We start from the raw sequence: 26,371 nt of genomic DNA, 5'->3' as shown, positions 1-26,371 counted from the left end.
CCTCGTTCGACAGCACCACCAACCCCTTTCGGAGGAACCTGTGGCACAGGACGTGCTCACCGACCTGAACAAGGTCCGCAACATCGGCATCATGGCTCACATCGATGCCGGCAAGACCACCACCACCGAGCGCATCCTGTACTACACGGGCATCACTCACAAGATCGGCGAGGTCCACGACGGCGCCGCCACGATGGACTGGATGGCCCAGGAGCAGGAGCGCGGCATCACGATCACGTCCGCCGCGACGACGTGCTTCTGGAACAAGAACCAGATCAACATCATCGACACCCCCGGGCACGTCGACTTCACCGTCGAGGTGGAGCGTTCGCTCCGCGTCCTCGACGGCGCGGTCGCCGTGTTCGACGGCAAGGAGGGCGTCGAGCCCCAGTCCGAGACGGTGTGGCGCCAGGCCGACAAGTACGACGTGCCGCGCATCTGCTTCGTCAACAAGATGGACAAGCTCGGCGCCGACTTCTACTTCACGGTCGACACGATCATCAACCGCCTCGGCGCGAAGCCGCTGGTCATCCAGCTGCCCATCGGCGCGGAGGGCGGCTTCGAGGGCGTCATCGACCTCGTCGAGATGCGCGCGCTGACCTGGCGCGGCGACTCCAAGGGAGACGTCGAGCTCGGTGCGAAGTACGACATCGAGGAGATCCCCGCGGACCTCCAGGAGAAGGCGGACGAGTACCGGGCCAAGCTGCTCGAGACCGTCGCCGAGACCGACGACGCGCTGCTCGAGAAGTACTTCGGCGGCGAGGAGCTGACGGTGGCGGAGATCAAGGCCGCCATCCGCAAGCTCACCGTCAACAGCGAGATCTACCCCGTGCTGTGCGGCTCCGCGTTCAAGAACCGCGGCGTCCAGCCGATGCTCGACGCGGTCATCGACTACCTCCCCAGCCCGCTCGACGTGCCCCCCATGGAGGGACACGACGTGCGCGACGAGGAGAAGGTCATCATCCGCAAGCCCGACTCGACCGAGCCCTTCTCGGCGCTCGCGTTCAAGGTCGCGGTGCACCCGTTCTTCGGTCGCCTCACCTACGTGCGCGTCTACTCGGGCCACATCGCGAGCGGTTCGCAGGTCATCAACTCGACCAAGGGCAAGAAGGAGCGCATCGGGAAGATCTTCCAGATGCACTCCAACAAGGAGAACCCGGTCGACTCGGTCACCGCCGGTCACATCTACGCGGTCATCGGCCTCAAGGACACGACCACGGGCGACACGCTCTGCGACCCGACGGACCAGATCGTCCTCGAGTCCATGACGTTCCCCGAGCCCGTCATCGAGGTCGCGATCGAGCCGAAGACGAAGGCCGACCAGGAGAAGCTGGGTGTCGCCATCCAGAAGCTCGCCGAGGAGGACCCGACCTTCCGCACCGAGCAGAACCAGGAGACCGGTCAGACGGTCATCAAGGGCATGGGCGAGCTCCACCTCGACATCCTGGTCGACCGCATGAAGCGCGAGTTCAACGTCGAGGCGAACGTCGGCAAGCCGCAGGTCGCGTACCGCGAGACCATCCGCGGCACCGTCGACAAGCACGACTTCACCCACAAGAAGCAGACGGGTGGATCGGGCCAGTTCGCCAAGATCCAGATCAAGATCGAGCCCATGGAGGTGACCGCGGAGAAGACCTACGAGTTCGACAACAAGGTCACCGGCGGTCGCGTCCCGCGGGAGTACATCCCCTCGGTCGACGCGGGCATCCAGGACGCGCTCCAGGTCGGCATCCTCGCGGGCTACCCCATGGTCGGCGTCAAGGCGACCCTGCTGGACGGCGCGGCGCACGACGTCGACTCCTCGGAGATGGCGTTCAAGATCGCCGGCTCCATGGCGTTCAAGGAGGCGGCCCGCAAGGCGAAGCCCGTCCTGCTCGAGCCGCTCATGGCCGTCGAGGTCCGCACGCCCGAGGAGTACATGGGCGACGTCATCGGCGACCTGAACTCCCGCCGCGGCCAGATCCAGGCCATGGAGGACGCCAGCGGCGTCAAGGTCATCACGGCGAACGTCCCCCTGTCGGAGATGTTCGGCTACGTCGGCGACCTGAGGAGCAAGACCTCGGGCCGCGCGGTGTACTCGATGAGCTTCGGCAGCTACGCCGAGGTCCCGAAGGCTGTCGCCGACGAGATCGTCCAGAAGAACAAGGGCGAGTAGCCCTCCAGTTCGAGCGGCATCCGCCGTTTCAGTAACATAAGCACCATCTCCAATCCGCAGGGCGTCCGAGGAACAACCGGGCGCCCTGCCACCGAGTCCTGAGGAGGACCCACAGTGGGTAAGGCCAAGTTCGAGCGGACCAAGCCGCACGTCAACATCGGAACGATCGGTCACGTCGACCACGGCAAGACGACGCTGACGGCAGCGATCTCCAAGGTCCTGGCGGACAAGTACCCGTCGGCGACCAACGTGCAGCGCGACTTCGCGTCCATCGACTCCGCTCCCGAGGAGCGCCAGCGCGGCATCACGATCAACATCTCGCACGTCGAGTACGAGACGCCCAAGCGTCACTACGCTCACGTCGACGCCCCGGGTCACGCTGACTACATCAAGAACATGATCACCGGCGCGGCCCAGATGGACGGCGCGATCCTCGTGGTCGCCGCCACCGACGGCCCGATGGCCCAGACGCGCGAGCACGTGCTGCTCGCGAAGCAGGTCGGCGTGCCGTACCTGCTCGTCGCGCTCAACAAGTCCGACATGGTCGACGACGAGGAGATCCTCGAGCTCGTCGAGCTCGAGGTCCGCGAGCTGCTCTCCAGCCAGGACTTCGACGGCGACAACGCCCCCGTCGTCCAGGTCTCCGGCCTCAAGGCGCTCGAGGGCGACGAGAAGTGGGTCGAGCAGATCGTCAAGCTCATGGAGGCGGTCGACGAGTCCATCCCCGAGCCCGTCCGCGACAAGGACAAGCCGTTCCTCATGCCCGTCGAGGACGTCTTCACGATCACCGGTCGTGGAACCGTCGTCACGGGTCGCGCGGAGCGCGGCACGCTGGCCATCAACTCGGACGTCGAGATCGTGGGCATCCGTCCCACCGTCAAGACCACCGTCACGGGCATCGAGATGTTCCACAAGCAGCTCGACGAGGCCTGGGCCGGCGAGAACTGCGGTCTCCTGCTCCGCGGCACGAAGCGCGAGGACGTCGAGCGCGGCCAGGTCATCGTCAAGCCGGGTTCGGTCACGCCGCACACCGACTTCGAGGGCACCGCGTACATCCTCTCCAAGGAGGAGGGCGGCCGTCACAACCCGTTCTACGGGAACTACCGCCCCCAGTTCTACTTCCGCACCACCGACGTCACCGGCGTCATCACGCTGCCCGAGGGCACCGAGATGGTCATGCCCGGCGACACCACCGACATGAACGTCGCGCTGATCCAGCCGATCGCCATGGAGGAGGGCCTCGGCTTCGCCATCCGTGAGGGTGGCCGCACCGTCGGCGCCGGCACGGTCACTAAGATCGTCAAGTAGCACCAGCTCCACCAGCACCACCTCCGACAGGGTCGGGCCGTCATGGCCCGGCCCTGTCGGCCGTTAACCAGGGCGGAGATCACGGGCTCCTGCGGAAGCCGGGCTCTGATCGGTCGTGCACCGACGATCGGACCGGCGGCGCGTAGGTTCGAATGATGGTCAGACTCCGGCGCAGCGACGCCACCGGCAAGGGCTACACGCGCAAGAGGGCCGGGAAGGGCTGGACCTACCTGGACTCCGACGGGAACCGGGTGACCGACAAGGCGCTGCGCGCCCGCATGGAGCACCTCGGCATCCCGCCCGCCTGGACCGACGTGTGGATCGCGCCGTACGAGAACGGCCACGTGCAGGCCACGGGGATGGACAGCGCCGGCCGCCGGCAGTACATCTACCACCCGACCTGGCGTGAGCAGAAGGACCGCATCAAGTTCGACCGCGCGCTCCAGCTCGCCGAGTCGCTGCCGTCCGCCCGGCGCCAGGTGACGATGCACCTCCGGCAGGACGGCTACACGCGCGATCGCGCCCTCGCGGCCGGCTTCCGCATGCTCGACACCGGGAGCCTCCGGGTCGGCAGCGAGCGGTACACCGAGTCGAACGGCAGCCACGGGCTCTCGACGCTGCTCTGCTCGCACGTCACGGTCCACGACGACGTCGTCCACCTCGAGTTCCCCGCCAAGAGCGGGCAGGAGTGGTCGAGCGACATCCGCGACCACGACCTCGTGCAGGTCGTCCGCGGGCTCCAGGACCGCGGTCCCAACGCGCGCCTGCTGGCGTACGAGGACGACGGCGAGTGGCACCCGCTGGGCGCCGCCGACATCAACGACTACGTGCGCGAGCGCACCGGCGGCGAGTTCACCGCGAAGGACTTCCGGACGCTGCACGGCACGGTCGCCGCCGCGATCAGCCTCGCCAAGCACGGTCCGGAGCAGACCAAGGGCAAGCGGCAGCGCGCGCTGGCGCAGGCCTACCGCGACGCCGCGGAGGTCCTCAGCAACACCCCGACCATCGCCAAGAACAGCTACGTGGATCCGCGCCTCGTCGACGAGTACGCCCACGGGCGGACGATCGACCCGCAGCGCCTGGGCTCGGGCGAGACGGAGCTCCGCAACCTGCTGTTCCGGTGACGCGACGGGCCCGCTCCGCCGCTCGTCCGGACGCGGCGGGAGCCCCGGAAACACGGGGGAGTGGGCGCGACACGCCCGGGTTGCACGTGTGGCCGGACTATGACAAACTCGTCTAGTTCAACATTCCGGTGCACGGCGCCCAGCGCGCGAGACACCGGATCACTGCCAGGCAGTGCATAGCCGCCCGGAGCGCACGTCGCTCCCTGGGCAGGTTAGGCCGCGGGCAGCAGAGCACAAGCCCGACACCCACCGGATGAGCACCGCTCGTCCGCGCCCGCATGCGGGCAGGTGCACGAGCTGCCCGAGGCCGCGTCCCACGATGCGCGCCCGGGTGCACCACGGAGGAGCACGCCACGAGGCGGGCCGATCCGAGCGAGGGACACACGCGTCCAATACGGTCCGAGGCCGCATGACGCACGAAAGAGAGAGAGTCACACATGGCGGGACAGAAGATCCGCATCCGACTTAAGTCGTACGACCACTCGGTCATCGACTCCTCGGCCCGGAAGATCGTCGACACGGTGACCCGCGCGGGCGCCACGGTCGTCGGCCCGGTGCCGCTGCCCACGGAGAAGAACGTGATCTGCGTGATCCGTTCCCCCCACAAGTACAAGGACAGCCGCGAGCACTTCGAGATGCGCACGCACAAGCGTCTGATCGACATCGTCGACCCGACGCCGAAGGCGGTCGACTCGCTCATGCGACTCGACCTCCCGGCCGACGTCAACATCGAGATCAAGCTCTAAGGGAACCCATGTCTACCGCTAACAGGACTTTCACCGGTCTGCTCGGCACGAAGCTGGGCATGACGCAGGTGTGGGACGAGAACAACAAGCTCATCCCCGTGACCGTCGTGCAGATCACCCCGAACGTCGTCACCCAGGTGCGCACGCCCGAGGTCGACGGCTACGGCGCGATCCAGATCGCCTACGGCCAGATCGACCCCCGCAAGGCCGACAAGCCGAGCACCGGCCACTTCGACAAGGCCGGCGTCACGCCGCGCCGCCACCTCACCGAGGTCCGCACGGCCGACTTCGCCGAGTACTCGCTCGGCCAGGAGATCACCGTCGGCGCCTTCGAGGCCGGCACCAAGGTCGACGTCGTCGGCACCAGCAAGGGCAAGGGCTTCGCCGGCGTCATGAAGCGCCACAACTTCAAGGGCGTCTCCGCCTCGCACGGTTCGCACCGCAACCACCGCAAGCCCGGTTCCATCGGCGCCTCCTCGACCCCCAGCCGTGTCTTCAAGGGCATGCGCATGGCCGGTCGCATGGGCGGCGAGCGCGTCACCGTGCTGAACCTCGTCGTCCACAGCGTGGACGCCGAGAAGGGCCTCCTGCTCGTCAAGGGCGCAGTGCCCGGCGCGCGTGGCCGCATCGTCTTCGTCCGCAACGCAGTGAAGGGGAAGTAGTCATGGCTACCGACACCCAGCTCGACGTCCTCGACGCGACCGGTGCAGTCACCGGCGCGGTCGACCTGCCCGCGTCGATCTTCGACGTGCAGACCAACGTCCCGCTCATCCACCAGGTCGTCGTCGCCCAGCTCGCCGCGGCGCGCCAGGGAACGCACAAGACCAAGGGCCGCGGCGAGGTCTCCGGCGCCGGCCGCAAGCCGTTCAAGCAGAAGGGCACCGGCCGCGCTCGTCAGGGCTCCATCCGCGCGCCCCAGATGACCGGCGGTGGCATCGTCCACGGACCGACGCCCCGCAACTACTCGCAGCGCACCCCCAAGAAGATGATCGCCGCGGCTCTGCTCGGCGCCCTCTCCGACCGCGCACGCGGCGCCCGCCTCCACGTCATCGAGAGCCTCTCCGCCGGAGACGTGCCCTCGACGAAGACCGTGGTCGCGCTGCTCGACGGCATCGCCACGAGCAAGCACGTCCTCATCGTGCTGGAGCGCACCGACGAGGTCAGCCTCCGCAGCGTGCGCAACATCCCGACGGTCCACGTGCTGTCCTACGACCAGCTCAACGCGTACGACGTGCTCGTGAGCGACGACATCGTCTTCACGAAGGGCGCGTTCGACGCGTTCGTCGAGTCGAAGACGGCCAAGGAAGAGGTTGCCGCATGAGCGCCACCCAGAAGGACCCCCGCGACATCATCATCGCGCCGGTCGTCTCCGAGAAGAGCTACGGCCTGATCGACCAGGGCAAGTACACGTTCATCGTGGACCCCCGCTCGAACAAGACCGAGATCAAGCTCGCGATCGAGAAGATCTTCGGCGTGCAGGTCGCGTCGGTCAACACGCTCAACAAGCAGGGCAAGACGCGCCGCACGAAATTCGGCCTGGGCAAGCGCAAGGACACCAAGCGCGCCATCGTCTCCCTCAAGTCGGGCTCCATCGACATCTTCACGACTGTCGGCTGAGACCGGGACTAGGAAAACACCAATGGCTATTCGCAAGTACAAGCCCACGACCCCGGGTCGTCGCGGTTCGTCCGTCGCCGACTTCGTGGAGATCACGCGCTCGACGCCCGAGAAGTCGCTGCTCCGCCCGCTCTCCAAGACCGGTGGCCGCAACAACCAGGGTCGGATCACGACCCGTCACATCGGTGGTGGCCACAAGCGCCAGTACCGCGTGATCGACTTCAAGCGCAACGACAAGGACGGCGTCATCGCGACCGTCGCCCACATCGAGTACGACCCCAACCGCACGGCGCGCATCGCGCTCCTGCACTTCATCGACGGCACGAAGCGCTACATCCTCGCGCCGAACAAGCTGAAGCAGGGCGACAAGATCGAGTCGGGCGCCACGGCCGACATCAAGCCCGGCAACAACCTGCCGCTGCGCAACATCCCGACGGGTACCGTCATCCACGCCATCGAGCTCCGCCCCGGCGGCGGCGCGAAGATGGCCCGCTCCGCCGGCGCCTCCGTGCGCCTCGTGGCGAAGGACGGCCCCTACGCCCAGCTGCGCCTGCCCTCCGGCGAGATCCGCAACGTCGACTCGCGCTGCCGCGCGACCATCGGCGAGGTCGGCAACGCCGAGCAGTCGAACATCAACTGGGGCAAGGCCGGCCGCATGCGCTGGAAGGGCGTCCGCCCGACCGTCCGCGGTGTCGCGATGAACCCCGTCGACCACCCGCACGGTGGTGGTGAGGGCAAGACCTCCGGTGGACGCCACCCGGTCAGCCCGTGGGGCCAGAAGGAAGGCCGCACGCGCCACATCAACAAGCCCAGCGACAAGCTCATCGTTCGCCGCCGCAACGCCGGCAAGAAGCGCAAGTAGGAGTTGTAGAAGATGCCACGCAGTCTGAAGAAGGGCCCCTTCGTCGACGACCACCTGCTCCGCAAGGTGATCTCGGCGAACGAGGCCAGCAGCAAGAACGTGATCAAGACCTGGTCGCGCCGCTCGATGATCATCCCGGCGATGCTGGGTCACACCATCGCGGTGCACGACGGTCGCAAGCACGTCCCGGTGTTCGTCACCGAGTCGATGGTGGGCCACAAGCTCGGCGAGTTCGCTCTCACGCGCACCTTCCGCGGCCACGTGAAGGACGACAAGAAGGGTCGTCGCCGCTAGCGCGGCGACGAGAAGGAGGAGAGAAATGGTGGAGTCGATCGCACGCGTGCGTCACATCCGCGTCACCCCCCAGAAGGCCCGTCGCGTCGTGGACATGATCCGCGGGAAGCAGGCCGAGGAGGCCCTGGCCATCCTGAAGTTCGCGCCGCAGGGCGCGAGCGAGCCGATCTACAAGCTGGTGGCCTCGGCCATGGCGAACGCGCGGGTCAAGGCCGACGCGTCCAACAGCTTCCTCGCGGAGCAGGACCTCTACATCGCCAAGGCGTTCGTGGACGAGGGCACCACCCTCAAGCGGTTCCAGCCGCGCGCACAGGGTCGCGCATTCCGTATCAACAAGCGCACCAGCCACATCACGGTCGTCCTCGCGACGCCGGATGAGGCGGACGTGGCGTCGACCACGAAGAAGGCGAGCAAGTAATGGGACAGAAGGTCAACCCGTACGGGTTCCGTCTCGGGATCACCACCGACCACGTGTCGCGTTGGTTCTCGGACAGCACGAAGAAGGGGCAGCGTTACAGCGACTACGTCGCCGAGGACGTGCGCATCCGCACCATGCTCAAGACGAGCCTCGACCGCGCCGGAGTGGCGCGCATCGAGATCGAGCGCACCCGTGACCGTGTCCGCGTGGACATCTACACGGCCCGCCCCGGCATCGTCATCGGCCGCCGCGGCGTCGAGGCCGAGCGCATCCGCGCCGACCTCGAGAAGCTCACGGGCAAGCAGATCCAGCTGAACATCCTCGAGGTGAAGAACCCCGAGGCCGAGGCGCAGCTGGTCGCCCAGGGCATCGCCGAGCAGCTCGCGGGTCGTGTGGCGTTCCGCCGCGCGATGCGCAAGGGCCTGCAGGGCGCCCAGCGCGCCGGCGCCAAGGGCGTCCGCATCCAGGTGTCGGGCCGCCTCGGCGGCGCCGAGATGAGCCGGTCGGAGTTCTACCGCGAGGGACGCGTGCCGCTGCACACCCTCCGCGCGAACATCGACTACGGCTTCTACGAGGCCCGTACCTCCTTCGGCCGCATCGGCGTGAAGGTCTGGGTCTACAAGGGCGACATCACCAACAAGGATCTCGCTCGCGAGCAGGCGAACCAGAAGTCGTCGCGCCCCGAGCGCCGTAACGACCGTTCCGACGGTCGGACCGGGGATCGCCGCACCAACGCGCCGCGCACCGCGCCGGCCGCCGAGGCAGCGCCGGTCGCCGCAGCAGGAGTTGAGGCGTAACCATGCTTATCCCCCGTCGAGTCAAGCACCGCAAGCAGCACCACCCCGGTCGTACCGGCCACGCGACCGGTGGCACCACCGTGTCGTTCGGTGAGTACGGCATCCAGGCCCTCACGCCCGCCTACGTGACGAACCGGCAGATCGAGTCCGCTCGAATCGCCATGACGCGTCACGTCAAGCGCGGCGGCAAGGTGTACATCAACATCTTCCCCGACCGTCCGCTCACCAAGAAGCCCGCCGAGACCCGAATGGGTTCCGGCAAGGGCTCGGTCGAGTGGTGGGTCGCGAACGTCAAGCCGGGCCGCGTGCTCTTCGAGCTCTCCGGAGTCGACGAGGTCACGGCGCGCGAGGCGCTCACCCGGGCCATCCACAAGCTGCCCCTCAAGGCACGCATCATCAAGCGCGAGGAAGGCGACGCATAATGGCGATCGGTTCCAAGGAGCTCGCCCCCGTCGAGCTGGACACTTTCGAGGACGAGCGACTCGTCGAAGAGCTGAAGAAGGCCAAGGAGGAGCTGTTCAACCTGCGCTTCCAGTCGGCCACCGGTCAGCTCGACAGCCACGGCCGCCTCCGCGCGGTCAAGCGCGACATCGCTCGGATCTACACGGTCATCCGCGAGCGCGAGCTGGGCATCCGTGCCACGCCCGCCCCCGTCGAGGTCCCCGAGAAGCCCGAGAAGAAGAAGGCGACGAAGAAGGCCGCGAAGGCCGACGACGCCGCCGTCACCGAGAAGGCTGAGGAGGCTTGATCATGGCGAACGCCGAAGAGAAGAACACGGCGGACACCGCGACGGTCGACCGCGGCTACCGCAAGTCCCGTCGTGGCTACGTCACCAGCGACAAGATGGACAAGACCATCGTCGTCGAGGTCGAGGACCGCGTGAAGCACCCGCTGTACGGCAAGGTCATCCGCCGCACCTCCAAGGTCAAGGCGCACGACGAGGCGAACACCGCCGGCATCGGCGACCTGGTCCTCATCAACGAGACCCGTCCCCTCAGCGCCTCCAAGCGCTGGCGCCTGGTCGAGATCCTCGAGAAGGCCAAGTAGCCCCGGCTGCTTGGATGAAGGAGCAACAGTGATTCAGCAGGAATCCCGCCTCAAGATCGCGGACAACACGGGTGCCAAGGAGATCTTGACCATCCGCGTGCTCGGTGGCTCGGGTCGTCGCTACGCCGGCCTCGGCGACGTCATCGTCGCGACCGTCAAGGACGCGATCCCCGGTGGCAACGTCAAGAAGGGCGAGGTCGTCAAGGCCGTCATCGTCCGCACCAAGAAGGAGACGCGCCGTCCCGACGGCTCGTACATCAAGTTCGACGAGAACGCCGCCGTCATCCTGAACAGCAACGGGGAGCCCCGCGGCACCCGCATCTTCGGACCGGTGGGCCGCGAGCTCCGGGACAAGAAGTTCATGAAGATCATCTCGCTGGCACCGGAGGTCATTTAGTCATGGCGAACATCAAGAAGGGTGACCTCGTGCAGGTCATCACGGGTCGCACGCAGGCCAAGGGCGGCGACCGGGGCAAGCAAGGCAAGGTCCTGTCCGTCCTGGTCGAGCGCAACCGCGTCGTCGTCGAGGGCGTGAACTTCATCACGAAGCACGTCCGCGTCGGCCAGACGCAGCGCGGCTCCAAGACCGGCGGCATCGAGACCGTCGAGGCGCCCATCCACATCTCCAACGTCGCGCTCGTCGACCCCGAGTCCAAGAAGCCCACCCGCGTCGGCTTCCGGACCGAGACGGTCGAGAAGGACGGGGTCTCCAAGACCGTCCGCGTGCGCTACGCCAAGAAGTCAGGTAAGGACCTCTAGCAATGACCGACACCGCAACCGCTGGCACGGCCGAGGGCGCTCAGCTCCCGCGCCTGAAGCAGAAGTACCGCTCCGAGATCGTCAGCCAGCTGACCGCTGATCTCGGCTTCACGAACGTGCACCAGGTGCCCGGGCTCACGAAGATCGTCGTGAACATGGGCGTCGGCGACGCGGCTCGCGACGGCAAGATCATCGACGGCGCGGTCGCCGACCTCACCAAGATCACGGGCCAGAAGCCGCAGGTCACGAAGGCCCGCAAGTCGATCGCCCAGTTCAAGCTGCGTGAGGGCCAGGCCATCGGCACCCACGTCACGCTGCGCGGCGACCGCATGTGGGAGTTCCTCGACCGCCTGCTGTCCCTCGCCCTGCCCCGCATCCGCGACTTCCGCGGGCTCAGCCCCCGGCAGTTCGACGGCAACGGCAACTACACGTTCGGTCTCAACGAGCAGTCCATGTTCCACGAGATCGACCAGGACCGCATCGACCGGGTCCGCGGCATGGACATCACGGTCGTCACGACCGCTCGGACGGACGACGAGGGACGCGCGCTGCTCAAGGCGCTCGGCTTCCCGTTCCAGACGCCCGAGAACACGCCGTAGCACGCACCACCCGCACGACCAGCACCACCGCACGATCGGCGCCGGGCACCTCCGCCCGGCGCCGCCACCACCACAGGTCGTCATCCGTGTCCGGATGAACGAAACCAGGCGAGAGAGGCACCACCACACATGACAATGACCGACCCGGTCGCCGACATGCTGACCCGTCTCCGGAACGCGAACTCCGCGCACCACGACACGGTCTCCATGCCGCACTCCAAGCTCAAGTCGCACATCGCCGACATCCTCAAGTCCGAGGGCTTCATCGCCGGCTGGGACGTCGCGGACGCCCGCGTCGGCCAGACGCTGACGCTCAGCCTCAAGTTCGGACCGGACCGCGAGCGCTCCATCCGGGGCATCAAGCGCGTGTCCAAGCCCGGCCTCCGCGTGTACGCGAAGTCCGCGGAGATCCCCCAGGTCCTCGGTGGCCTCGGGGTCGCCATCCTGTCCACCTCCTCGGGGCTCCTCACGGACCGCCAGGCTGCGAAGAAGGGCGTGGGTGGGGAAGTCCTCGCCTACGTGTGGTAACGACATGTCCCGCATCGGAAGACTCCCCATCGACGTCCCCGCAGGGGTCGACGTCACCGTGGCCGGCCAGGTCGTCACGGTCAAGGGCCCCAAGGGCGAGCTGAGCCTCACCGTGGCCCAGCCCATCCGCGCCGAGGTCCAGGACGGGCAGGTGCTCGTCACCCGTCCGGACGACGAGCGCGAGTCGCGTTCGCTCCACGGCCTCACGCGCAGCCTCATCGCCAACCAGATCGTCGGCGTCACCACCGGCTACACCAAGGGCCTCGAGATCGTCGGCACGGGTTACCGCGTCGCGCTCAAGGACAAGGGCGTCGAGTTCGCGCTCGGCTTCTCCCACCCCGTGTACGTCGAGGCGCCCGCGGGCATCAGCTTCACCGTCGAGGGCGTCAACAAGATGACCGTCGTCGGCATCGACAAGCAGCTCGTCGGCGAGACGGCCGCCAACATCCGCAAGATTCGCAAGCCCGAGCCCTACAAGGGCAAGGGCGTCCGCTACGCCGGCGAGAACGTTCGCCGCAAGGCCGGAAAGAGTGGTAAGTGATCATGGCTCTCGGAGTTAGAGGAAAAAGCAAGTCCGCCGCCCGCGGTCGCAGGCACGCACGCCTGCGCAAGAAGGTGGAGGGGACCGAGCTGCGTCCGCGCCTCGTCGTCACCCGTTCGGCCCGTCACGTCTTCGTGCAGGTCGTCGATGACAGCCGTGGTCACACCGTCGCGTCCGCGTCGACCCTCGAGGCCGACATGCGCACGTTCGACGGCGACAAGACCGCCAAGTCGCGCAAGGTCGGCGAGCTCGTCGCCGAGCGCGCCAAGGCGGCCGGCGTGGAGAGCGTCGTATTCGATCGTGGTGGCAACCGCTACGCAGGACGCGTCGCGGCCATCGCCGAAGGAGCTCGAGAGGGTGGTCTGAGCCTGTGAGCGCAGCCGAGAACAACAACAAGGAGCCCGAGGTCGTGGCCGTGGCGGAGACGCCCGTCGAGACCGCGGCGTCCACCGCACCCGCGCAGAACGAGGGCCGTGAGGGCCGTCGTGGCGGGCGCGACCGGAACCAGGGCGGCCGAGACAGCCGCGGCGGCCGTGATGCCGACAAGAGCCAGTTCCTGGAGCGCGTCGTCACCATCAACCGCGTGTCCAAGGTCGTCAAGGGCGGTCGTCGCTTCAGCTTCACCGCGCTCGTGATCGTCGGAGACGGCAACGGACTGGTGGGCGTCGGCTACGGCAAGGCCCGCGAGGTCCCGACCGCCATCTCCAAGGGCGTCGAGGAGGCGAAGAAGAACTTCTTCCGCGTCCCCCGCATCGGCCTGACCATCCCGCACGCCGTGCAGGGTGAGGCCTCCGCCGGAGTCGTCCTCCTGCGTCCCGCGTCCGCGGGTACTGGCGTCATCGCCGGTGGCCCCGTCCGCGCGGTGCTCGAGTGCGCCGGCATCCACGACGTCCTGAGCAAGTCGCTCGGCTCGTCGAACACGATCAACATCGTGCACGCCACGGTGGAGGCGCTCAAGCAGCTCGAGGAGCCGCGCGCCGTCGCAGCTCGTCGTGGCCTCGAGCTCGAGCAGGTCGTCCCGGCCCGCATCCTCCGCGCCCAGCGCGCCGAGGCCGACGCGAAGGCAGGTGTCTGATGGCTCAGCTCCGAGTGACGCAGATCAAGTCCAAGATCAGCGAGAAGCAGAACCAGCGCGACACCCTGCGGAGCCTCGGGCTCCGTCGCATCGGTGCCGTGGTGGTCCGAGAGGACAACGCCCAGAACCGCGGCTACGTCAACACCGTCGCGCACCTGGTGAAGGTGGAGGAGATCGACTGATGGCTGAGAAGAACGAGTCGGCCGAGCAGGCGCCCGTGAAGGCGCCGGCCAAGGCCGCACCCAAGAAGACCGCGAAGGCCCCGGCCGCCGCCGCTTCCGCTGAGACGACCACGGTCGCCTCGACGGAGACGGTCAAGCGCGACCAGGTCCTCAAGGTCCACCACCTCCGTCCCGCCGCCGGGGCCAAGAAGGCACGCCAGCGTGTCGGCCGCGGTGAGGGCTCGAAGGGCAAGACCGCGGGTCGTGGCACCAAGGGCACGAAGGCCCGCTACACGGTCCGCGTCGGCTTCGAGGGCGGGCAGATGCCGCTGCACATGCGCACCCCGAAGCTCCGCGGGTTCAAGAACCCGTTCCGCGTCGAGTACCAGGTCGTGAACCTGGAGAAGCTCGCCGCGCTCTACCCCGACGGCGGCGACGTCACCACGAGCGACCTGGTCGCCAAGGGTGCCGTCCGCAAGAACGAGAAGGTCAAGGTCCTCGGCGACGGCGACATCTCGGTTAAGCTGACGGTTGCTGTCGACAAGGTCTCCGGCTCCGCTGCGGAGAAGATCGTCGCAGCAGGCGGCTCCGTCAAGTAGCACTGCAGGACGCACGGGAGGGGCGGTCGGGAATCCGGCCGCCCCTCCCGGCTACTGGGGCCGCACCGGGTCGGCCCGACCCCCGCCTTCCGGCGGACCTCCCACAGAAAGCAGGACACCCTCCGTGTTGAGCGCCGTCGTCAGGATCTTCCGCACCCCCGATCTGCGTCGCAAGATCGGCTTCACGCTGGGCATCATCGCCCTCTTCCGCCTCGGATCCTTCATCCCGGCGCCGTTCGTCGACTTCGCCAACGTGCAGTCGTGCCTCGCGGCCAACCAGGGCACCTCGGGCCTCTACGAGCTCGTCAACCTCTTCAGCGGCGGTGCGCTGCTGAAGCTCTCCATCTTCGCGCTGGGCATCATGCCGTACATCACGGCGTCGATCATCGTCCAGCTGCTCCGCGTGGTCATCCCGCACTTCGACACCCTCTACAAGGAGGGCCAGTCCGGCCAGGCCAAGCTCACGCAGTACACGCGCTACCTCACGATCGCCCTCGCGGTGCTCCAGTCCACGACGCTCATCACGGTCGCGCGCAGCGGTGCGCTGTTCGGCCAGACCAACGTCAGCGCCTGCACGCAGCTCGTGACGAACGACGCCTGGTACGCGATCATGCTCATGGTCATCACGATGACCGCCGGCACCGGCCTCATCATGTGGATGGGCGAGCTCATCACCGAGCGCGGCATCGGCAACGGCATGTCGCTCCTCATCTTCACGTCGGTCGCCGCGGCGTTCCCGACCTCGCTCATCGCCATCCAGCAGAGCCGCGGCTGGGAGGTCTTCCTCCTGGTCATCCTCGTCGGCCTCCTGGTCGTCGCCGCCGTCGTCTACGTCGAGCAGTCGCAGCGCCGCATCCCCGTGCAGTACGCCAAGCGCATGGTCGGGCGCCGCACCTACGGCGGCAACAACACCTACATCCCCATCAAGGTGAACATGGCCGGCGTCGTGCCCGTCATCTTCGCGTCGTCGCTGCTGTACCTGCCCGCGCTCGTCGCGCAGTTCAACCAGCCGCCCGTCGGCCAGCCGCCGGCACCGTGGGTGCAGTGGATCACCGACAACCTCACCACGGGCGACCACCCGCTCTACATGGCGATGTACTTCCTGCTCATCGTCGGCTTCACGTACTTCTACGTCGCCATCACCTTCAACCCGGAGGAGGTCGCCGACAACATGAAGAAGTACGGCGGCTTCATCCCCGGCATCCGCGCGGGACGCCCCACGGCCGAGTACCTCGACTACGTGCTCACGCGCATCACGCTGCCGGGCTCGCTGTACCTCGGCCTCATCGCGCTCCTGCCGCTCATCGCCCTGTCGCTCGTCGGCGCGAACCAGAACTTCCCGTTCGGCGGCGCCAGCATCCTCATCGTGGTGGGCGTCGGCCTCGAGACGGTGAAGCAGATCGACTCGCAGCTGCAGCAGCGCCACTACGAGGGGCTCCTGAAGTGACCCGGCTCCTCATCGTCGGCCCGCCCGGTGCGGGCAAGGGCACGCAGGCGAAGCGCATCGCGGCCGACTTCGGCATCCCCGACATCTCGACGGGCGACATCTTCCGCCAGAACATCAAGGACGGCACCGAGCTCGGCCAGCAGGTGCAGGCGCTCGTCGACGCGGGCAACTACGTGCCGGACGAGCTGACCAACCGGCTCGTCACCGGCCGGCTCCAGGAGGAGGACGCGCAGGCGGGCTTCCTGCTCGACGGGTACCCGCGCACGCTCGACCAGGTCGCGTACCTGGAGGAGCTGCTGCAGGGCTGGGGCCAGGAGCTCGACGCCGTCATCCAGCTCGTCGCCGACGAGGAGGAGGTCGTCGCCCGCCTCACGCGCCGCGCCACCGAGCAGGGACGCGCGGACGACAGCGAGGACGCCATCCGTCACCGCCAGGAGGTGTACGTCCGCGAGACGTCGCCCCTCATCGCCGTGTATCGCGACCGCGGGCTGCTGCTCGAGGTCGACGGCCTGGGCGAGGTCGACGAGGTCGCCGCGCGCATCCGCGAGGCCCTCGCGGCCCGGGGCGTCCGCTCCGCCACCGACGCCGGCCGCGCCTAGCCCGTGGGAGCGCTCCGCCGCACGCCGGGGATCTACAAGACCCCCGACGAGATCCGCCGCATGGTGGCGCCCGGCCTCGCGACCGCCGCGTCGCTGGATGCCGTGCGCGAGCTCATCGCGCCGGGCGTCACCACCGGCGAGCTGGACGCCGCGGCCGACGCCGCCATCCGCGCGCTCGGCGGGCACTCGAACTTCCAGCTCGTGCCGGGGTACCGCCACACGGTGTGCGTCTCCGTGAACGACGAGGTCGTGCACGGCATCCCCGGCGACCGCGTGCTGCAGCCGGGCGACATCGTCTCGGTCGACAGCGGCGCGGAGATCGACGGCTGGAACGGCGACTCGGCGACGACCGTGGTGGTCCCGGATCCCGCGCGCCCGGACGTCGTGGAGGCGCGCGAGCTCCTGTCCCGCGTCACCGAGGACTCGCTGTGGGCCGGCATCGCCCGGCTCGCGACCGCGTCGCACCTCAACGAGGTGGGGGAGGCCGTCGAGGAGAGCGTCGAGGCGGCCGGCGCGTTCGGCATCGTCATGGACTACACGGGCCACGGCATCGGCCGGAGCATGCACGAGGATCCGCCGGTGTTCAACTACCGCGTGCGCGGCAAGGGCCCGGCCGTGAAGCCCGGGCTCGTCGTCGCCATCGAGCCGATGATCACCGACGGCGAGGCGGAGACGCGCGTCCTCGACGACGACTGGACCGTCGCCACCGTCGACGGCAGCATGGCCTCGCACTGGGAGCACTCCGTCGCCGTGCACGCGCGCGGCATCTGGGTGCTCACGCTCGCCGACGGCGGGGCCTCGCGTCTCGTGCCGCTCGGCGTCACCCCCGTCGCTCCCTGAGCGTCGCCGACCGCTGACGGCGGACGGCTGAGCGCGTCCGGCACCGGCCCGGCGCGCCGAGGCCGGGTCAGGTGTCCATGACGTGCACGAGCTCCTCGATGAAGGAGCCGTGCGAGCCCGATGCCCGCATGATCGCCTGCACGTCGCGGTGGTCGGAGAAGACCTCGACGAACTGGTCGAACACGTGCTGGAAGCTCGTGCGGCCGCTCGCGCTGAAGGCCACGAGCGCGACGACGTGCACGCGGTTGCCGCCCCAGCGCATCGCCTCCTCGTTCACCACGATGGCGATGGCCGTGCGGTGGGCGGTCATCGCGAGCGAGTGGGGCACGGCGAGCGTGTCCGTGAACGCCGTCGACGACAGGCGCTCGCGCTCGATCGCGCCCTCGATGTACTCGGGCTCGATGATGCCCTGCTCGACCATGCGCTGACCGAGCAGCCGGATCATGGCCTCCTCGTCGGGTGCGTGCAGATCGCGGAAGAACAGCGACTCGTCGAGGAACCGCAGCAGGTCGTGCTTCATCGAGCTGCGGCGCGCGTGCCGGCGGACGCGTGCGACGGCCCGGCGGATCGACTCGATGTCGTCCGGGGTCGGCAGGGGCTGCACGACCACGACGTTGTCGGCGGGCGGCCGGGATCCGGTCGCGTCGATGACGAGCTGCACCCCGAGCGCGTCCGCGTCGACGTCGGTGCGCGTCACGACGGCGTCCACGCTGATGTCCGCGCCGAGCGCCTCCTCGATCCGGCTCCGCATGATCTGGTGCAGGTCGTAGTAGTTCGGGCAGACGAGCGCGCACGCCACCCGGTCGTCGCGTCGGGCGACGCGCTCGCGATGCGACCCCACGTGCAGGGCGATGTACGCGATCTCGTCGTCGTTGATCGCGATGCCGCGCCGCCGCTGCACCTCGCTCGCGATGAAGACGGCGATCTCGTACGTCATCGGGTAGGAGGTCTTGATGGACCGGGCCAGCGGGTTGCGCGAGAACGAGCGGTCGGCGGCGCGGGCCACGAGGTTGCCGAGGTGCAGGGAGAAGCGGACCGTGAAGTCCTCGTCCTCGAGGTCGACGAGGTACTCCTGCTTCACGCGGCGGACGATGGCGCGCACCACGTCGAGGTCGCTCTCGACGACGTGCTCGCGCATCACCGTCGCCAGCGACTGCTCGTTGCCGGGCGTGACGACGCGCGTGCGGACGAGGAGGGCGAGGTACGCGACGTCGCCCGCGGGCACGGGCACGTCGAAGTGGGCGGCGAGGAGGCGGGCCAGCACCTCGCGGATGGCGAGGGCCGTGGGATCGACGGGGGAGCCGTCCGCGGCGTCGTCGGCGACGGCGTCGTCCGGGGCGCGGGGAGGGTCGAGCGGGCCGGTCGCGTCGGGGCCCTCGCGCCGCGGCGCCCGGGCCAGCCGGTCGACCGCGATGGCCACGTGCAGCAGCACGTTGTCGACCCCGTACTCGTTGACGAAGAAGCCGCGCTCGGTGAGCTCGCGCACGAGGTCCGTCTTGAACGCGCGCAGGGAGTCCGAGGCGAACTCGCGCTGCACCGTCTCGAGCGGCAGGAAGCCCTGCGCGCTCTCGTCGCGGAACATGCGGGAGAGCAGCCGGCGGAAGTCGCGCTCCGAGCCCTCGAGCACCACGGCGGGACCCGTGCGCCGGAGCGCGAGGCCGGCGTCCTCCACGAGGGCGCGCACCTTGCGGAGGTCCGCCTCGACGGTGGACTCGCTCACGTGCAGCTCGGCCGCGAGCGCGAAGACGTCGAGGCCGTCGGGCGCGTCGCCGAGCCGGCGGACCAGGGCGTGCAGGCGGTCGCGCGGGGTGCCCTGCGGATCCGCTGTGGGCCGGGCGCCGAGGTGGCGGGCGTAGCTGCCGGCGTCGATGCGGTAGCCGTCGGGGGAGGAGGCGATCTCCACGGCCGAGCGCTCGCGCACCGCCGTGACGTAGTTGCGGACGCTCCGGGTGGTGACGCCGAGCCGGTCGGCGAGCTCGCCGGCCTCGACCCAGCGGTCCGCCGTGGACAGGTAGTCCAGCAGCCTCTCCTGGTTCTCGCTCAGCATCATCGTCTCCCTCGCGGCGGCGCGCGTCCCGGATCGGCGGGCGCCGCACGGCCCGTGCACCCGAGTCAACCATCCGGGGCCGCGCCCGATGCCCGCCGCGGCGCCGGCACGACGGGTTTTCCTACCGTGCGGAAGCGGATCTGCTGGCACCCGGCCCCGCGGGCGGAGCACCATGGGACGACCAGCGACGACGCGAGGAGGCACAGCATGACCGGGAGGATCCTCGTCGTCTGCGGCTCCGGCGCATCCAGCACCTTCCTCGCCCACCGCCTCCGCGCCCTCGCCGAGGCCGACGGGCTCGAGATCGAGGCCGTCGCCGGATCCCTCGCCCACGTGCGGCTCGACGCCGCCGGCATGGACGTGGTCCTCCTCGGCGCCCACCTCGCCGACCGCCTCGACGTCGTGCGCGCGGCGGCCGAGGACGAGGGCGCGGCCGCCGTGCTCCTCGACGACGACGCCTCCCGGCCGGAGGGCGCCCGCGCGGCCCTCGACCGCGCCCTCGCCGCGATGCGCACCGGCGCCCGCGCGCTGGGCCTCGGCGCGGCGCCCGGTCGATCCGCGGGGGGAGCGCCGACCCCGGCCTGACCGCCGCCCGCCACGATCACGGGCCCGCGCCGACCCCGCACCACCGCACGCACCGCACCACCGCACGCACCGCACCACCGCACGCACCGCACGACCGCACCGCAGCACGACCACCGCCCACCAGGGCCCCGCCGACGGGGCCGACCGAAGGAGCCACCATGGCAGAACGCACCGTCACCATCGCCTCGTCGCACGGGCTGCACGCCCGCCCCGCCTCGCTCTTCACGCAGGCCGCCGCGAAGGCCGGGATCCCCGTGCAGCTCGCCAAGGGGGAGCGCAGCGTCAACGCCGCGAGCATCCTCGGCGTCATCTCGCTGGGCGTCGACACGGGCGACGAGGTCGTCGTCTCCGCCGAGGGCGAGAACGCCGAGCAGGTCGTCGCCGACCTCGCCACGCTCCTCGAGTCCGACCTGGACGCCGCATGAGCTCCCGCACCCTCCAGGGAATCGGCATCGGCCGGGGATCCGCCGTCGGCCCCGTCATCCGCATGCCCGACCCGCTCCCCGAGCCCGCCGACACCGTGAGCGCGCTGACGGCCGACGAGGAGCGCATCCGCGTGAGCGCGTCGCTCGCCGCCGTCGCCGCCGACATCCGCATCCGCGGGGAGAAGGCCGGCGGCGCCGCGAAGGACGTGCTCGAGGCGCAGGCCTTCATGGCGGAGGACCCGACGCTCGTTGACGACATCACCGCCCGCCTCGCGACCGGCCGCACCGCCGAGCGCGCCGTGCACGAGGCGTTCGCGGGCTTCCGCGACCTGCTCCTCAGCATGGGCGGCTACATGGGCGAGCGCGCCACCGACCTCGACGACGTCTCCCAGCGCGTCGTCGCGCACCTGCAGGGCGTCGCCGCCCCCGGCGTGCCGGATCCCGACCACGCCTTCGTGCTCGTCGCCCGCGACCTGGCGCCCGCCGACACCGCGCTCCTCGACCTCGACAAGGTCCTCGCCCTCATCACGACCGACGGCGGCCCCACCTCGCACACGGCGATCCTCGCCCGCGAGAAGGCGATCGTCGCGGTCGTCGGCGTCGCCGCCGCGGCCGACCTCGCCGACGGCGAGACCGTCGTCGTGGATGCGCTCACGGGCGCCGTCACCGTCGCGCCCAGCGAGGCCGAGGAGCAGGCCGCCCGCGCCGACATCGAGGCCCGCCGCAACCGCGTCGCCGTGCCCACCGGGCCCGGCGCGCTGTCCGACGGCACGACGATCCCGCTGCTCGCCAACCTCGGATCCGCCGACGGCGCCCCGGACGCGGTGGCCAAGGGCGCCGAGGGCGTCGGGCTCTTCCGCACCGAGTTCCTCTTCCTCGACGCCACGAGCGCGCCGACCGTCGCCGAGCAGCAGGAGCACTACACGCGCCTGCTCGAGGCGTTCCCCGGCCAGAAGGTCGTCGTGCGCGCGCTCGACGCCGGCGCCGACAAGCCGCTCGCCTTCCTCAATGACGCCGACGAGGAGAACCCGGCCCTCGGGCTCCGCGGCCTCCGCGCGCTGCGGGCCAACGAGCAGATCCTCCGCGACCAGCTCACCGCGCTCGCGCAGGCCGACGCCGCCACCGAGGCCGACCTGTGGGTCATGGCGCCCATGGTCTCCACGGTGGAGGAGGCGCGCTACTTCTCGGCGCTCGGCCGCGAGCTCGGGCTGAAGACCGTCGGCGTGATGGTGGAGGTCCCGTCCTCCGCGCTCCTCGCCGACCGGATCCTCGCCCACGCCGACTTCGCGAGCATCGGCACCAACGACCTCACGCAGTACACGCTCGCAGCCGACCGGCTGCTGGGGTCCGTGGCCGCGTTCCAGGACCCGTGGCACCCCGCCGTCCTCCGCCTCGTGCAGGAGGTCGGCGCCGCGGGACGCGCGCTCGGCAAGCCCGTCGGGATCTGCGGCGAGGCGGCGGCCGACCCGCTGCTCGCCGTGGTGCTCGTCGGCCTCGGCGCGACCAGCCTCTCCATGTCGCCCGCGGCGCTCGCCGACGTGCGCGCCGAGCTCGCCCTCCACACGCGCGAGGAGGCGGAGGCCCTGGCCGCCGTCGCCCTCGCCGCCGACAGCGCCGTCGAGGCGCGCGCCGCGGTCACCGCGGCATCGGCGCCCGCCGCCGTCTGACCCGCACCGCCCTCTCCCGCACCACATCCCACCTCACCGCAGCAGGCGGGCCGCAGCAGGCCCGCCACCACCACGACAGGAGCACCACCCCCATGACGACGACGTCACCCACCCGCAGCACGGGGCAGTCCGTGCGGCTCGGCGTGCAGAAGTTCGGCACGTTCCTCAGCGGCATGATCATGCCGAACATCGCGGCGTTCATCGCCTGGGGCCTCCTCACGGCCCTGTTCATCCCGACGGGCTACCTGCCCAACGAGGACCTGGCGACGCTCATCGCGCCGATCCTCTACTTCCTGCTGCCCCTGCTGATCGCGAACACCGGAGGCCGCATGGTCTACGACGCCCGCGGCGGCGTGGTCGCGACCATCGCGACCATGGGCGTCATCGTCGGCACGGTCGGCGAGCCCTACTTCGACGGCGGCAGCCCGATGTTCCTCGGCGCCATGATCACGGGCCCGCTCGCGGCGTACCTGCTGAAGGTCATCGAGCGGCTCTGGATCGACCGGATCCGCCCCGGCTTCGAGATGCTCGTCAACAACTTCTCCGCCGGCATCCTCGGCGCGATCTTCGCGATCGGCGCCTACTACCTGCTCACCCCGGTCATCCGCTGGATCACCGCGGTCCTCGGCGGCGGCGTCGGCTTCCTCGTCGACAACGGCCTCCTGCCCCTCACGAGCATCGTGATCGAGCCGGCCAAGGTCCTGTTCCTCAACAACGCCATCAACCAGGGCATCCTCACGCCGCTCGGCACCGCCGAGTCGCTGGAGAACGGCAAGAGCATCCTGTTCCTGCTCGAGGCGAACCCCGGCCCGGGCCTCGGCGTGCTCCTCGCCTTCGCGATCTTCGGCGCGGGCGCGGCGCGCTCCACCGCCCCCGGCGCGATCCTCATCCAGTTCGTCGGCGGCATCCACGAGATCTACTTCCCGTACGTCCTCTCGAAGCCGCTCCTGTTCCTCGCGGTCATCGCGGGCGGCGCCTCGGGCGTCGCGACCAACGTCGCCTTCGGCTCCGGCCTGCGCGCCCCGGCCTCGCCCGGCAGCATCATCGCCGTGCTCGGCCAGACCGCCAGCGACAGCTTCCCCGGCGTGATCCTCTCGGTCATCATCTCCGCGGCCGTCACCTTCGTCGTCGCGGCGGTCATCCTCCGCACCGGCAAGAAGGGCTCCGGCGACTTCGGCGCCGCGGTCGCGGCCACGCAGGCCAACAAGGGCAAGGAGTCCTCGATCCTCACGGGCCTCGGCGCCGAGACCGGCACCGCGGGCACGGTCGGCGGCCTCGCCGACGGCACGTCCGGCACGGGCACCGACGGCGGCACGGCCACCACGACCCGCGTCCAGGACATCGTCTTCGCCTGCGACGCCGGCATGGGCTCGTCCGCCATGGGCGCCTCGGTCCTCCGCAACAAGATGAAGAAGGCCGGCCTCACCGACGTCACCGTCGTCAACAAGTCCATCGCGGCCCTCGACGGCACGGCCGACCTCGTGATCACGCAGCGCGAGCTCACCGACCGGGCCCGCCAGAAGAGCCCGGCGTCGGAGCACGTCTCGGTCGACAACTTCATGAACTCGCCGCGATACGACGAGATCGTGGAGCTGGTCCGCAAGCAGCGCTCGGACAGCTGATCACGCGGGTCCGCCGTCCGCGGCGGACCCCTCGCACCACCCGCGCGCGCGGCCGGGGCCATGCTGGGAGGCAGGGCCCCGGCCGCCGCGCATCCGCACCCACGTAAGGAGCACCATGTCGAACGTCCTCGAACCCGCCCAGATCCGCGTCGGCGGCACCGCGTCCTCCGTCGAGGAGGCCATCGCCGAGGCGGCGGCGATCCTCGTCGCGGCCGGCGCCGTCACCCCCGAGTACCAGGGCTACATGCTCGAGCGCGAGAAGAGCGTCTCGACCTACATGGGCAACCTGCTCGCGATCCCGCACGGCACCAACGAGGGCAAGGACACGATCCTCGACTCCGCCCTCTCCTTCGTCCGCTACGACGCGCCCATCGACTGGGCGGGCAACGAGGTCCGCTTCGTGGTCGGCATCGCCGGCAAGGACAACGGGCACCTCGAGATCCTCAGCAAGATCGCCATCATCTTCAGCGACGACGACGAGGTGCAGAAGCTCCTCGACGCGCCTGACGCCGAGGCGCTGTACGCCCTCCTGGCCGAGGTGAACGAGGCGTGAAGGCCGTCCACTTCGGCGCCGGCAACATCGGCCGCGGCTTCGTCGGGCTGATCCTGCACGAGGCCGGCTACGAGGTCGTCTTCGCCGACGTCAACGCCGAGCTCATCGGGCACCTCGACGCCGCCGACTCCTACCGCGTGACCGAGGTCGGGCCGCACGCGCGCGACTGGACCGTCACCGGCTTCCGCGCCATCGACAGCGCGGCCGACGGCGAGGCGCTGATCCGCGAGATCGCGACCGCCGACATCGTCACCACGGCGGTGGGCCCGAACATCCTCCGCTTCGTGGCGCCCGCGATCGCCGCAGGCCTCCGCGCGCGCTCCGCCGACCTCGCGCCCGTCGCCGTCATGGCCTGCGAGAACGCGATCAACGCGACGGACACGCTCCGCGCCGAGATCGAGAAGGCCCTCGTCGAGGAGCCCGACGCCGTCGGCCGCGCGATCTTCGCCAACACGGCGGTCGACCGCATCGTGCCGAACCAGGATCCCGCCGCGGGCCTCGACGTCACGGTCGAGGACTTCTCGGAGTGGGTCGTCGAGCGCGGCCCGTTCGGCGACGCCGTGCCCGAGATCGCCGGCGCCACGTTCGTCGACGACCTGGCGCCCTACATCGAGCGCAAGCTCTTCACGGTCAACACCGGCCACGCGACCGTCGCCTACCACGGCTACGCGCGCGGCGCCGTGAGCCAGTCGGACGCGATGTCGATCCCCGAGGTCGCCGACGAGGTCCGGCAGGTCCTCGAGGAGACGAGCGCGCTGCTCGTCGCCAAGCACGGCCTCGACGAGGCGGAGCAGGCGGCGTACCGCGAGAAGAACCTCGCGCGCTTCGCCAACGCGGCCCTCGCCGACACCGTCGAGCGCGTCGGCCGCCAGCCGCTGCGCAAGCTCTCCCGGGAGGAGCGCTTCGTCGGACCCGCGTCGCAGCTGGCCGAGCGCGGCCTGCCGCACGACGCCCTCGTGCGCGCGATGGGCCAGGCGCTCCGCTTCGACCCCGCGGGCGACCCGCAGGCCCTCGAGCTGCAGGAGCTCCTGGCGACGGACACCCCGGCGGACCTCGTCCGCCGCGTCACCGGTCTCGACGACGGGCACCCGCTCACCGCCGACCTCGTCGCGGTCGTCGACGCCGCCCAGGCCGACCGCCGCAGCGCCCCGCGCCACCGGGCGTAGGACGGGCAGCCGCACGGGCCGGGCGGGCGACCGCCCGGCCCGTCGTGCGTCCCGCTAGCGCAGGATCCGCGGATCCGACCGCGACACGCGGGGAGAATTGCGACACGCCCGGGGATGGCGTACTCTCGACCCTTGGTGCGCGGCCGCCGACCTGGCATGCCGTCCGCACCAGCGCCTCACCATGATGCGCATCCGCACGAACAGCAGACACCACCTCTAGCGACAGTGAGTATATGGCCAAGAAAGACGGCGTCATCGAGATCGAAGGCGGAGTTGTCGAAGCTCTGCCGAACGCGATGTTCCGCGTTGAGCTGAGCAACGGGCACAAGGTCCTCGCCCACATCTCGGGCAAGATGCGTCAGCACTACATCCGCATCCTCCCCGAGGACCGCGTGATCGTGGAGCTGAGCCCGTACGACCTCACCCGCGGCCGGATCGTCTACCGCTACAAGTAGGCCTGCTGCACAAGGAACGGCCCCGCATCCGCGGCGGCACGAGGCCAGCGAGAACGAAAGCAAGGAAGCATCATGAAGGTCAACCCCAGCGTCAAGCGGATCTGCGAGAAGTGCAAGGTCATCCGACGCAACGGACGCGTGATGGTCATCTGCGAGAACCCGCGCCACAAGCAGCGCCAGGGCTAGTCAGCACCATCCGCACGGCACCACCAGCACCACATCTCTGAGAACGACAGCAGTGCCGGAAGCCGGGACCCGCGAGGGTCCGGGGGACACCATCGGTCGGAGGCCGATGCACAGGCTCTGCTGCAGACCTCCACACATCACCAGGAGAA

The 26,371-nt window shown here is 69.6% G+C and carries 35 protein-coding genes; 34 read left to right on the top strand and 1 reads right to left on the bottom strand.

All coding sequences use genetic code 11. From position 1 onward, the window contains the following. The first annotated feature begins 40 nt into the window (after nucleotides 1-40). The 26 genes from fusA to map all read left to right on the top strand — a co-directional run bounded on the left by fusA (nucleotide 41) and on the right by map (nucleotide 17,516). The gene (fusA, locus tag H9X71_RS13065) at nucleotides 41-2,155 is read left to right on the top strand and encodes an elongation factor G (RefSeq protein WP_191147465.1); all 2,115 of its coding nucleotides are present in this window, start codon (nucleotides 41-43) and stop codon (nucleotides 2,153-2,155) included. 114 nt (nucleotides 2,156-2,269) lie between these two features. Then, entirely contained in the window at nucleotides 2,270-3,463 is a 1,194-nt protein-coding gene (gene tuf / locus H9X71_RS13060; RefSeq protein WP_191147464.1) for an elongation factor Tu, read from the top strand. A 155-nt stretch (nucleotides 3,464-3,618) separates the two neighbouring features. Continuing rightward, the gene (locus H9X71_RS13055; RefSeq protein WP_191147463.1) at nucleotides 3,619-4,587 is read left to right on the top strand and encodes a DNA topoisomerase IB; all 969 of its coding nucleotides are present in this window, start codon (nucleotides 3,619-3,621) and stop codon (nucleotides 4,585-4,587) included. 437 nt (nucleotides 4,588-5,024) lie between these two features. Further along, nucleotides 5,025-5,333: a 30S ribosomal protein S10 gene (rpsJ, locus tag H9X71_RS13050; protein WP_012039307.1), complete on the top strand. Its 309-nt coding sequence runs from the start codon at nucleotides 5,025-5,027 to the stop codon at nucleotides 5,331-5,333. Between the two features lie 8 nt (nucleotides 5,334-5,341). Continuing rightward, nucleotides 5,342-5,995 (top strand): 50S ribosomal protein L3, encoded by a 654-nt coding sequence (gene rplC, locus H9X71_RS13045; RefSeq protein ID WP_094116588.1) that lies wholly within the window; start codon nucleotides 5,342-5,344, stop codon nucleotides 5,993-5,995. A 2-nt stretch (nucleotides 5,996-5,997) separates the two neighbouring features. Further along, nucleotides 5,998-6,654, top strand: coding sequence for a 50S ribosomal protein L4 (gene rplD, locus H9X71_RS13040; RefSeq protein WP_191147462.1), 657 nt, complete (start codon nucleotides 5,998-6,000; stop codon nucleotides 6,652-6,654). After that, nucleotides 6,651-6,950 (top strand): 50S ribosomal protein L23, encoded by a 300-nt coding sequence (gene rplW, locus H9X71_RS13035; RefSeq protein WP_191147461.1) that lies wholly within the window; start codon nucleotides 6,651-6,653, stop codon nucleotides 6,948-6,950. The genes rplD and rplW overlap by 4 nt, the downstream gene beginning before the upstream one ends. A 22-nt stretch (nucleotides 6,951-6,972) precedes the next feature. After that, on the top strand, nucleotides 6,973-7,812 hold the full coding sequence (rplB, locus tag H9X71_RS13030) for a 50S ribosomal protein L2 (RefSeq protein ID WP_191147460.1): 840 nt from the start codon (nucleotides 6,973-6,975) through the stop codon (nucleotides 7,810-7,812). A gap of 12 nt (nucleotides 7,813-7,824) precedes the next feature. After that, entirely contained in the window at nucleotides 7,825-8,106 is a 282-nt protein-coding gene (gene rpsS, locus H9X71_RS13025) for a 30S ribosomal protein S19 (RefSeq protein ID WP_012039302.1), read from the top strand. A 25-nt stretch (nucleotides 8,107-8,131) separates the two neighbouring features. Beyond that, nucleotides 8,132-8,524 carry a 50S ribosomal protein L22 gene (gene rplV, locus H9X71_RS13020; RefSeq protein WP_116054425.1) on the top strand — a complete coding sequence of 131 codons (393 nt, stop codon included), beginning with the start codon at nucleotides 8,132-8,134 and terminating at the stop codon, nucleotides 8,522-8,524. After that, on the top strand, nucleotides 8,524-9,321 hold the full coding sequence (gene rpsC / locus H9X71_RS13015; RefSeq protein ID WP_012039300.1) for a 30S ribosomal protein S3: 798 nt from the start codon (nucleotides 8,524-8,526) through the stop codon (nucleotides 9,319-9,321). The genes rplV and rpsC overlap by 1 nt, the downstream gene beginning before the upstream one ends. Nucleotides 9,322-9,323: 2 nt before the next feature. Further along, the gene (rplP, locus tag H9X71_RS13010; protein WP_191147459.1) at nucleotides 9,324-9,743 is read left to right on the top strand and encodes a 50S ribosomal protein L16; all 420 of its coding nucleotides are present in this window, start codon (nucleotides 9,324-9,326) and stop codon (nucleotides 9,741-9,743) included. Continuing rightward, on the top strand, nucleotides 9,743-10,069 hold the full coding sequence (gene rpmC, locus H9X71_RS13005) for a 50S ribosomal protein L29 (protein WP_012039298.1): 327 nt from the start codon (nucleotides 9,743-9,745) through the stop codon (nucleotides 10,067-10,069). Before rplP ends, rpmC begins: the two co-directional genes overlap by 1 nt. A 2-nt stretch (nucleotides 10,070-10,071) precedes the next feature. Beyond that, nucleotides 10,072-10,368, top strand: a complete 297-nt coding sequence (rpsQ, locus tag H9X71_RS13000) for a 30S ribosomal protein S17 (protein ID WP_063070795.1) — start codon at nucleotides 10,072-10,074, stop codon at nucleotides 10,366-10,368. A gap of 28 nt (nucleotides 10,369-10,396) precedes the next feature. After that, nucleotides 10,397-10,765: a 50S ribosomal protein L14 gene (rplN, locus tag H9X71_RS12995; protein ID WP_012039296.1), complete on the top strand. Its 369-nt coding sequence runs from the start codon at nucleotides 10,397-10,399 to the stop codon at nucleotides 10,763-10,765. Nucleotides 10,766-10,767: 2 nt separating this feature from the next. After that, nucleotides 10,768-11,127: a 50S ribosomal protein L24 gene (gene rplX, locus H9X71_RS12990; RefSeq protein ID WP_043668810.1), complete on the top strand. Its 360-nt coding sequence runs from the start codon at nucleotides 10,768-10,770 to the stop codon at nucleotides 11,125-11,127. Nucleotides 11,128-11,129: 2 nt separating this feature from the next. Beyond that, nucleotides 11,130-11,726, top strand: a complete 597-nt coding sequence (gene rplE, locus H9X71_RS12985; RefSeq protein WP_191147458.1) for a 50S ribosomal protein L5 — start codon at nucleotides 11,130-11,132, stop codon at nucleotides 11,724-11,726. A gap of 129 nt (nucleotides 11,727-11,855) precedes the next feature. Continuing rightward, entirely contained in the window at nucleotides 11,856-12,254 is a 399-nt protein-coding gene (rpsH, locus tag H9X71_RS12980) for a 30S ribosomal protein S8 (RefSeq protein WP_012039293.1), read from the top strand. Nucleotides 12,255-12,258: 4 nt separating this feature from the next. Further along, a complete protein-coding gene (gene rplF, locus H9X71_RS12975; RefSeq protein ID WP_191147457.1) occupies nucleotides 12,259-12,795 on the top strand; it encodes a 50S ribosomal protein L6 in 537 nt (178 codons plus the stop codon). A gap of 2 nt (nucleotides 12,796-12,797) precedes the next feature. Further along, complete coding sequence (gene rplR / locus H9X71_RS12970) at nucleotides 12,798-13,169, top strand: 50S ribosomal protein L18 (RefSeq protein ID WP_012039291.1); 372 nt, start codon at nucleotides 12,798-12,800, stop codon at nucleotides 13,167-13,169. A gap of 35 nt (nucleotides 13,170-13,204) precedes the next feature. After that, complete coding sequence (rpsE, locus tag H9X71_RS12965; protein ID WP_012039290.1) at nucleotides 13,205-13,870, top strand: 30S ribosomal protein S5; 666 nt, start codon at nucleotides 13,205-13,207, stop codon at nucleotides 13,868-13,870. Beyond that, nucleotides 13,870-14,052 (top strand): 50S ribosomal protein L30, encoded by a 183-nt coding sequence (gene rpmD, locus H9X71_RS12960; protein ID WP_012039289.1) that lies wholly within the window; start codon nucleotides 13,870-13,872, stop codon nucleotides 14,050-14,052. The genes rpsE and rpmD overlap by 1 nt, the downstream gene beginning before the upstream one ends. After that, complete coding sequence (gene rplO, locus H9X71_RS12955; RefSeq protein WP_191147456.1) at nucleotides 14,052-14,630, top strand: 50S ribosomal protein L15; 579 nt, start codon at nucleotides 14,052-14,054, stop codon at nucleotides 14,628-14,630. The genes rpmD and rplO overlap by 1 nt, the downstream gene beginning before the upstream one ends. A gap of 124 nt (nucleotides 14,631-14,754) precedes the next feature. After that, on the top strand, nucleotides 14,755-16,077 hold the full coding sequence (gene secY / locus H9X71_RS12950) for a preprotein translocase subunit SecY (RefSeq protein ID WP_043584314.1): 1,323 nt from the start codon (nucleotides 14,755-14,757) through the stop codon (nucleotides 16,075-16,077). Next, entirely contained in the window at nucleotides 16,074-16,676 is a 603-nt protein-coding gene (locus tag H9X71_RS12945; RefSeq protein WP_191147455.1) for an adenylate kinase, read from the top strand. Before secY ends, H9X71_RS12945 begins: the two co-directional genes overlap by 4 nt. A 3-nt stretch (nucleotides 16,677-16,679) precedes the next feature. After that, nucleotides 16,680-17,516, top strand: a complete 837-nt coding sequence (gene map, locus H9X71_RS12940; protein WP_191147454.1) for a type I methionyl aminopeptidase — start codon at nucleotides 16,680-16,682, stop codon at nucleotides 17,514-17,516. 67 nt (nucleotides 17,517-17,583) lie between these two features. Here map and H9X71_RS12935 read toward each other — a convergent pair whose 3' ends face one another. Beyond that, nucleotides 17,584-19,563: a BglG family transcription antiterminator gene (locus H9X71_RS12935; protein ID WP_191149188.1), complete on the bottom strand. Its 1,980-nt coding sequence runs from the start codon at nucleotides 19,561-19,563 to the stop codon at nucleotides 17,584-17,586. A 207-nt stretch (nucleotides 19,564-19,770) separates the two neighbouring features. Here H9X71_RS12935 and H9X71_RS12930 point away from each other — a divergent pair, with 207 nt between their 5' ends. The 8 genes from H9X71_RS12930 to rpmJ all read left to right on the top strand — a co-directional run bounded on the left by H9X71_RS12930 (nucleotide 19,771) and on the right by rpmJ (nucleotide 26,222). Beyond that, nucleotides 19,771-20,148, top strand: a complete 378-nt coding sequence (locus H9X71_RS12930; protein WP_191147453.1) for a PTS sugar transporter subunit IIB — start codon at nucleotides 19,771-19,773, stop codon at nucleotides 20,146-20,148. Nucleotides 20,149-20,306: 158 nt separating this feature from the next. Beyond that, complete coding sequence (locus H9X71_RS12925) at nucleotides 20,307-20,573, top strand: HPr family phosphocarrier protein (RefSeq protein WP_191147452.1); 267 nt, start codon at nucleotides 20,307-20,309, stop codon at nucleotides 20,571-20,573. Then, entirely contained in the window at nucleotides 20,570-22,240 is a 1,671-nt protein-coding gene (ptsP, locus tag H9X71_RS12920; protein WP_191147451.1) for a phosphoenolpyruvate--protein phosphotransferase, read from the top strand. The genes H9X71_RS12925 and ptsP overlap by 4 nt, the downstream gene beginning before the upstream one ends. A 92-nt stretch (nucleotides 22,241-22,332) precedes the next feature. After that, nucleotides 22,333-23,862 (top strand): PTS mannitol transporter subunit IIBC, encoded by a 1,530-nt coding sequence (locus H9X71_RS12915; protein WP_191147450.1) that lies wholly within the window; start codon nucleotides 22,333-22,335, stop codon nucleotides 23,860-23,862. A gap of 115 nt (nucleotides 23,863-23,977) precedes the next feature. After that, nucleotides 23,978-24,415: a PTS mannitol transporter subunit IIA gene (locus H9X71_RS12910; RefSeq protein ID WP_191147449.1), complete on the top strand. Its 438-nt coding sequence runs from the start codon at nucleotides 23,978-23,980 to the stop codon at nucleotides 24,413-24,415. Next, nucleotides 24,412-25,581 carry a mannitol-1-phosphate 5-dehydrogenase gene (locus H9X71_RS12905; RefSeq protein ID WP_191147448.1) on the top strand — a complete coding sequence of 390 codons (1,170 nt, stop codon included), beginning with the start codon at nucleotides 24,412-24,414 and terminating at the stop codon, nucleotides 25,579-25,581. Before H9X71_RS12910 ends, H9X71_RS12905 begins: the two co-directional genes overlap by 4 nt. A gap of 233 nt (nucleotides 25,582-25,814) precedes the next feature. Beyond that, nucleotides 25,815-26,036 (top strand): translation initiation factor IF-1, encoded by a 222-nt coding sequence (gene infA, locus H9X71_RS12900; RefSeq protein ID WP_012039277.1) that lies wholly within the window; start codon nucleotides 25,815-25,817, stop codon nucleotides 26,034-26,036. A gap of 72 nt (nucleotides 26,037-26,108) precedes the next feature. After that, nucleotides 26,109-26,222 carry a 50S ribosomal protein L36 gene (rpmJ, locus tag H9X71_RS12895; RefSeq protein WP_077055107.1) on the top strand — a complete coding sequence of 38 codons (114 nt, stop codon included), beginning with the start codon at nucleotides 26,109-26,111 and terminating at the stop codon, nucleotides 26,220-26,222. Nucleotides 26,223-26,371: the final 149 nt, after the last annotated feature.

Origin of the sequence: Clavibacter zhangzhiyongii (genome assembly GCF_014775655.1) — a bacterium.
Lineage (GTDB): Bacteria > Actinomycetota > Actinomycetes > Actinomycetales > Microbacteriaceae > Clavibacter > Clavibacter zhangzhiyongii.
The sequence above is the reverse complement of the archived record's forward strand: the minus strand, read 5'-3'. Positions and strand labels throughout refer to the sequence as shown.